We start from the raw sequence: 7851 nt of genomic DNA, 5'->3' as shown, positions 1-7851 counted from the left end.
GAGTAATTCTACAGCCTCAACACCCCACTAAGGGGCGATAATACATGGGCTAAATTTAGGAACGAAGTGACGCAGCCCATGTGTTAGCGTCCCAGCGAGCGAAGCGAGAGCCTTGAGTGGTTTGTTATACATCCGAACTAAAGCCCACGTTGCCACCGCTTTGGGTAGATACCTTTGAATACGATATTAATAAGTTCTTCTCTGTCGATATATCCTTTTTTGCATTTAATGCCATAGTAAATGAAGGCAAATAAAGCACAAAACGTGTAAAGCGATAAACTTAGGATTAAGAAGCATAATGTGAACACTGCCAATACGGTATCTCCGTCGTAGCTACGGATTGGTATATCTGACTCGATACCAAAGCTTGAAGCAATAAAGAAAAATAACGGGTATGCAACTGCAAATCCAAATAAGCAACCAACACCGCCAACTTTCGCAGACTGCGAATAAAAGTAAGGCTTCAATCTTCTTTGACTGTTAATCGCTCGAATTAGCACAACACTTTTCCTAGGATGTATAACACTTTAGTATTTATGCGACACGCAGTTTGTGTTGCATAATCGCTTGTTGGACTGAGGCGCTACCTGCTCGGTGTGTCAGAGTTGGTGTTGTTTATGCTATGGGAATTTGCTTTTTAGAGGCTCTAGCTAAATCAGCTAATTTAATAAGCTTACCAATTATAATTTAAGCTTTCCCTGCATTGCTCAGCGTTTATTATCTATTCATTAAACCGAATGTTTAACCGTTAAGCAAGGATATTTTTCGCTCGCACAGTCGCTATTAGCCTGAGCAATTAAGCAGGTTAACTTATTGATTTGATGCAGCAAGCAAGGCTGCTAACTCGTTCGCGCTATTTTATTTGTCGCCTCATCTAAATTCATCACACCAATAAATCGTAAGGTACCCGTCTTGCATGACTGGCAAGACCAATGGGGTATTAATCGTTCTTGCTCTACCTTCGGCTTCACCGCTTTGCATGGGGTTGCTGATACTTGAGCCTTTATTAACCCTAACTTTCGCTTGCGACACGCATTAGCTAAAAAGCCATAGTGACGAATGCGCATAAACCCTTTGGGCAATACATGTTGTAAGTAGCGCCGTAAAAATTCATCACAACTCAGAGTCATGACTTTATCGCGGTTGTTATCTGCATAATCGCGGTATTTAAAGCTCACTGTTTCTTCAGTCGCTGACACTAATCGCGATTCTGACATCACGCCTTTTCGGGTATAACGAGCAAGGTAACTAACTAGCTTTTCACTGTACGTTAAACAGGCTTTGCTATACACGCACCATTTGGTTGGTGTGCTTACCTTCGCGAATGAACTATCGCATTCATTGAGCGCCGCCAGCATTTTACCTCTAAAGACTGTTGATAACGCTTTCACGGGGTATAAATAGCCTTTTTCTATTTCATGCCAGTGCGTTTTTTCAAGTGCACCTGCGGGTATCAAACAATGCAAGTGGATATGCTGACTTAAGTTTTGCCCCCACGTATGCAGTACGCTTGTCATGCCTAGCTGGCCATGCCTCTTTCGTTTCGCAAATTTACACAGCGTTTGCCATGCGGCTTTAAATAAACATTGATACAACGCGTTTGGGTTGTAGTGCGCAATGATATTTAACTCATGCGGGAGCGTAAAAACAAGGTGGAAATAGCGACACGATAATAAATCCTCTTGTTGTCTTTGCACCCATTTAGCCGTTGCCATACCTTGGCAACGTGGGCAATGCCGATCTCGACAGCTACATCCAATTTGTTGTACTTCACTACAGTTATCACATTGCCATGCTTGATAACCGAGCTGTCCCGTTCTGCATGATTGAAGGTGTTGGCAGACTCGTAACTGCTGATAACTCATTATGTGGTGCTGCCGATAATTCCCAAGGCCAGAATTTAAAATATCAGCGAGATGCAAGCCGCTCATTGGTTTCCCCAACTTGCGAGTAAATCAATACCACCATGCCCTAATTCAGGTAACCAGTGTAAGTAACTTTGCGTGGTTCTAATGTCACTGTGACCAAGCTGATGTTGAAGTTGATGAAGCGGCATCCCTAACTCAAGTTGATGTGTTGCATAAGCATGGCGTAATACATGTGGATTACAGTGCTTTAAACCACACATTTGTGCATGTTTTTTCAATGCCTTTCTGAAGCTTGATGGTGACATGGGTTTATCCATTAACCATCGTGAATAAAACATCCAGCCTGTTGGGTGATACATTTTCCAATAGCAACGTAATTGATTTAGCACGCTATCTGATACAACAACATAGCGTGACTTATCTCCTTTACCATGTTCAATTAAAATGGTTTTACGCTGTCCATCGATGTCTTGCACTTTGATGCGCAGCAGTTCGCCAATACGCAAACCACATCCATAACACACCACTATCAATGTTTTTAAGCGCATATCCGTGCAACTTTCTATAAGTCGTCGAATATCATCACGCGATAAATAAGTTGGTGCCCGAGGTTTTGCTTTAGGCAAGGCTATGTCTAAGTTCAGGGGGCGATGTAAAATATTCTTAAACAGAAACCAAATGCTGTTTATTTGTATTTTTTGACTCGCTCTGGAGAGCTTTCGAATAGCGGGATCTTTAAAAAAGATATTCAGCTCATCATCAGTAATTAAATCGAGTGGTTTATTAAAATAATGGCTGAGTTTAAGCAAATGCTCGCAGTAGCTTTTACAGGTACTTTGTGAATAACCACGGTAGGCTATTTCAATTTTGACTTGTTCAATGAGTGTATTCATGACTTACCTCCAAATATGGGATAACCCCAAGGTAAGTGTGGCTCAAATGGTCAGAATAGGATCTCCGCGTAGCGGCTTAGTTCAACAATTTAATAGTGCGCTCATCGCGCATATTTCTGCCAACGATACGCTCATGTTTTTTATAAATCTTTTTTACCAAATAACTTAATACATTGCTATATATAATTTTTTATTAGTACTCAAACTCTCAATAAAAGACAAAATGCGCTCGCCGCTCATTTTCTTGAATATGTGTGCATCACAACTATACTGTATATAAAAACAGCACTATTATTGGTAATAGTATGAAAACACGTTCCCCATTTTTAAATTACATAGCTGAATATATGCTAGTTCGTCAATATTCATTACGCACCGTCGATACCTACCTAAGATGGATTGCATCTTATATCCATTTTCATAATAAACGCCATCCCGCCTCAATGGGGGACAATGAAGTCGAACGCTACTTAGAACATTTAGTGTTAAAGCAAAACGTTGCACCACGTACGCAAGCTACCGCACTCAATTCATTGTCATTTTTATACAAGCACATAATAAAAAAAGAACTCTCATTAAATTTAAATTTTGCCCGTAGTAAAAAACAAGCAAAGCTCCCTGTAGTGATGACCCCAGAGGAAGTTAAAATGTTGATGGCTCATTTAAATAAGCGCTATTATTTAATTGCAGCCCTTATGTATGGAAGTGGCTTAAGAGTAATGGAAGCGGTGCAATTAAGGGTGAAAGATATTGATTTTGATTATAAATGCATTCAAGTATGGAATGGAAAAGGTAATAAACACCGCATTGTTACGCTGGCCACAGAGCTAATTCCTATGCTGAGAAATCAAATTTTGAACGTTGATGACTATTTAAAACTGGATTTAAATAATACGGAATATTCTGGCGTATGGATGCCATATGCTTTAACAAAAAAATATCCAAGTGCCGCAAAATCGCTTGCGTGGCAGTATTTATTTCCTTCTCATATATTAAGTTCAGATCCTCAAAGTGGTGAAATAAGACGACATCATTTTCATCACTCTTGTATTAGAAAAGAGGTTAAAAAAGCCGTCCAAAAATCAGGGTTAACAAAAATAATAACACCTCATACATTAAGACACTCTTTTGCTACTCATCTACTGCAAAATGGCGCCGATATAAGAACTGTTCAAGCTCAGCTTGGCCATTCTGATGTTAAAACCACACAAATATATACTCATGTATTACAGCAAGGCGCTAACGGGGTTGTTAGCCCTTTTTCAAGATTATAAACTTTTCTTTTCAACACCCTAAAAATACATACTTGTTTACAAATCAATACTGCCATCTGTTACTACTTTAAAACACATAAAAAAGCCCCGCTTGTTTTTACACAAGCGGGGCTCCACACTAATTTTTTAATCAAAAATAAAAGCGCCGATACTGCGGGCGCTTTGCATCATTGAATTTAATTACTTTAACTTACTGATTAACTACGCTTTTAAGCGGGTTAATCGGCTGTGCGTTATCGTCTAGTAGGTTCATATCAAAATCGAACTCATCTACACGAATCGCTTTTTCACGTTTGATGTTGTAATCAATTAACTGAACGTGTTCAGCTTGTGTGATTACGTTTGCCGCTAGTGCGTTATCAAGCGTAATGTTAAAGCGTATACCTGGTTTAATTACTTTAGCACGTAATGCTTTTTTAACTTTAGCCAGCTCGCCAAGTGATGCCATTTTAGCTTTGTAAGCTTGCTCATTAATATGATGGCCATCGCCCTCAACTGGTTTAACTAAATGCGTGATTTGCGCTTTAAATGCGGTATCTAGCTGAGCTTGCTTAGCTAATTCGCGGATTAAATCATCGCTAATTTTTGGCATTTTAGTTGAGTAGTTCATTGTAATGAAACGAATAAACTTACGTGTACCACTTGCAGGGAAGTTATCTAAAAACTTATGCAATGCTTCTTCAGCGCTTTGTAGTGCAAAACGAGTCGCGTAATGGAAATACGGCGCTGCTTGTTCACGGTCACTACTTGATACTTTTTGCTCGTAGTATTTAATTGATGCCATAGCTGCATATAAGAAGCTCATTACATCACCTAAACGTGCCGATAGCATTTCTGCTTGCTTTAATTTACCGCCAAGTACCAGTAACGAAAAGTCTGCGTACACTGCAAGTTTTGCAGATAATTTATGTACTGCTTTTTCATAGTCGCGTACTTCTGGTAATTCAGAATTAGCACTTGCTGTAAATGGTAAAACACCAAGGCGGAAAGCACGTAAGCTGTTTGCTGTGCTGTAACCAATTGTTTTACGTAAAATACCGTTAAATTCTTTATCTGCGCCTTTGTCTTCGCTGTGAATTGACTCAACCATAGATTGTAAATATGGGTGACAACGCATAACACCTTGACCAAAGATCATTAGGTTACGTGTAAGAATGTTCGCGCCTTCTACCGTAATGGCAATCGGCTGAGCAACATAACCACTTGCTAATGTATTTTGTGGACCGTTTTGAATCGCTTTACCTGCTTGAATATCCATTGCTGAATCAAGCACGTCGCGACCAAGCTCTGTCATGTGGTATTTAGCGATTGCAGTTACTACTGATGGTTTTAAGCCCATGCCTAAGCCTTCAGTTGTAAGTACGCGCATTGCTTCTTGTAGGTATGTTTTACCTGCAATGTCAGCTAGTTTTTCTTGAATACCTTCAAACTGGCCAATGGCTAAACCAAACTGTTCACGCACTGCTGCGTATTCAGATGCTGATTTAAATGCAACTTGTGCTGTACTAACACCTAGCGCAGGTAATGAAATACCACGGCCAGCACCTAAACAGCTAACCAGCATTTGCCAACCACGGCCGATATTTTTCTGTCCACCAATAACAAAGTCCATTGGTACAAATACTTTGTTACCACGTGTAGTACCATTGTAAAAACGAATACCCATTGGGTCGTGACGATTACCAAGCTCTACACCTGGGTGCTCTTTAGGAATAAGTGCACAAGTAATACCTAAGCTTTCTTTACCACCTAATAAACCATCAGGGTCCATTACTTTAAAAGCTAAACCAAGTACGGTAGCAATAGGTGCAAGCGTTATGTAGCGCTTGTCCCATGTGATTTCAAGGCCAAGTACTTCTTCGCCTTTATACATGCCTTTAGTAACTGTACCAATGTCTGGAATGCCACCTGCATCAGAACCCGCTTCTGGGCTTGTTAATGCAAAACATGGAATGTCTGTACCATTTGCTAGGCGTGGTAAGTAATGTGCTTGTTGTTCTTGCGTACCAAAGTGAAGTAATAACTCACCCGGACCTAACGAGTTAGGAACCATTACGGTTACCGCTACTGCTGAGCTTTTAGTCGCAATTGTGCCAACAATAGTAGAGTTTGCATAAGGGCTAAACTCTAAACCACCAAACGACTTAGGAATGATAAGCGAGAAAAAACGCTCTTTTTTCAAAAATTCTAAGATGTCATTTGGTAAATGAATGCCGTTTTGAATCACTGAATCGTCAATCATGCCCAGTAGTTCTTTTACTGGACCGTCTAAGAATGCTTGCTCGTCTGCGCTTAATGTAGCAGCAGGTACGTCGCGAAGTGCACTGAAATCAGGTTTACCTTGGTAGATAGAACCTTCAAGCCATACATCACCCGCGTCTAGCGCTTCTTGTTCTGTGATAGAAATACTTGGTAATACTTTTTTTAGTTTTGTACGTAAACTCATGATTGAACTCATCCGACCAGCTAAATAATACCTACATTACGTCATAAAAAATCGTTTAGATCAATTACTCTATTCAATTAATTAACAGTTTTATCAATTTATTTTCTTTACCCGAACGTAAACTGTTGAAACACAAAGGCTTACAGTTGTACGCTGAAAAAAAGTATTTTGACTAAAATGATGAATAAAACAGCAAAAGCGCTAGCGCTGTATCTATTTTTTGATGGGCATAAAAAAACGCAGCACAAATAGGCTACGTTTTTATTCAATTTGTAGAGGCTACATTATCAATTAATCTAGCTAAAACTACTTAAATTTAAATCAAATTGTATAAGCGCTTCACTTAGCAACTTTAACAACTTGCTTGCCGGTAAAACCACCAGCAAGTTGTTTATTAAGCGCTTGCGATACTGACTCAGCACTAAAATCTACGGGCGTTATTTCTGGGTGTTTAATGTCGCCACTAACAGCTCCTTCAAGTAACAAGTTGCCCATAAAACTCAAACGTTGTTGTGCACATAAACTATTAGCAAGCCATGCACCACCAATCGATACAACGCTAATATTGGGCGCTCGGTGATACATTAAGTCTTGATCAAAACAAGGTAGCGGATTTAAGCAGGCAATACGTCCGCAAAAACGCATTAACTCAATATTACGCTGAGTACACTCACCACCAATCGTATCAATAACCGCATCAAAGCCTTGTGGGCCAAGTTCTCTGCGGATTTTTTCGCATAGTTTTTTATCGCTATAGTCAAAAACCACATCAGCGCCTAGCTGCTTAACCAATTTATGGTTACGCTTTGATGCCGTGGTAAATACATCTGCACCACGCTGTTTTGCATATTGAATAGCAAACTGCCCTACCGCTCCGGCTCCGCCTTCAATAAAAATAGTATCGCCTTCACTAATGCCTATTTTATCTAAGCTAATAAGTGCTGCCATACCGGCGCATGGAAGTGTTGCTGCAATGGCCGGATTTAAACCGCTTGGCACAACCGACACTGCAAAGTTAGGTACTTTGGTGTATTCGCTCAAAGCACCTTGCTCACCAATGTTGGCATGCCACATAACCCGCTCGCCAACATTTGGAAACACACCTTTATTAGCTTTAACCACAACACCTACGGCATCTAAGCCTAAAATGTGTGGATACTGCCATTTACAAAAGCCTGTTTTAGCAAATTGACCATCAACTGGATTTAAACCAACGTACTCTACTTTTACAAGCAGCTCGTTATCTGCACAAATAGGAACAGGCAGCTCAGCATCCGCTAAGTCAATTGCTTCATTTGGTTCTGGCAGTACAATAGCGCGCATCATTTGCGGGATAATGTATTCATGTAAATTTTCAGTATTTGGCATCA

5 protein-coding genes are annotated in these 7851 nt (G+C 40.0%); 1 reads left to right on the top strand and 4 read right to left on the bottom strand.

The genetic code is table 11. The annotated features are described in order from the left end of the window. Positions 1–839: 839 nt before the first annotated feature. Together GQR39_RS14320 and GQR39_RS14315 are read right to left on the bottom strand one after the other, a co-directional pair. A complete protein-coding gene (locus GQR39_RS14320) occupies positions 840–1931 on the bottom strand; it encodes an IS91 family transposase (protein ID WP_165735939.1) in 1092 nt (363 codons plus the stop codon). Next, the gene (locus GQR39_RS14315) at positions 1928–2761 is read right to left on the bottom strand and encodes a tyrosine-type recombinase/integrase (protein ID WP_010555537.1); all 834 of its coding nucleotides are present in this window, start codon (positions 2759–2761) and stop codon (positions 1928–1930) included. Before GQR39_RS14315 ends, GQR39_RS14320 begins: the two co-directional genes overlap by 4 nt. 305 nt (positions 2762–3066) lie before the next feature. On the opposite strand from GQR39_RS14315, the gene GQR39_RS14310 reads away from it, so the two are divergent. Next, a complete protein-coding gene (locus tag GQR39_RS14310; RefSeq protein WP_165735938.1) occupies positions 3067–4035 on the top strand; it encodes an integron integrase in 969 nt (322 codons plus the stop codon). Positions 4036–4225: 190 nt separating this feature from the next. Here GQR39_RS14310 and GQR39_RS14305 read toward each other — a convergent pair whose 3' ends face one another. Both GQR39_RS14305 and GQR39_RS14300 read right to left on the bottom strand, forming a co-directional pair. After that, complete coding sequence (locus tag GQR39_RS14305; RefSeq protein WP_165735937.1) at positions 4226–6481, bottom strand: acyl-CoA dehydrogenase; 2256 nt, start codon at positions 6479–6481, stop codon at positions 4226–4228. Between the two features lie 339 nt (positions 6482–6820). Then, a complete protein-coding gene (locus tag GQR39_RS14300) occupies positions 6821–7849 on the bottom strand; it encodes a zinc-binding dehydrogenase (protein WP_165735936.1) in 1029 nt (342 codons plus the stop codon). Positions 7850–7851: the final 2 nt, after the last annotated feature.

This window comes from Pseudoalteromonas sp. C8 (assembly GCF_011378685.1).
Taxonomy (GTDB): domain Bacteria; phylum Pseudomonadota; class Gammaproteobacteria; order Enterobacterales; family Alteromonadaceae; genus Pseudoalteromonas; species Pseudoalteromonas arctica.
Note: the sequence above shows the minus strand (reverse complement) of the source record. Positions and strands in the feature narration are given on the sequence as shown.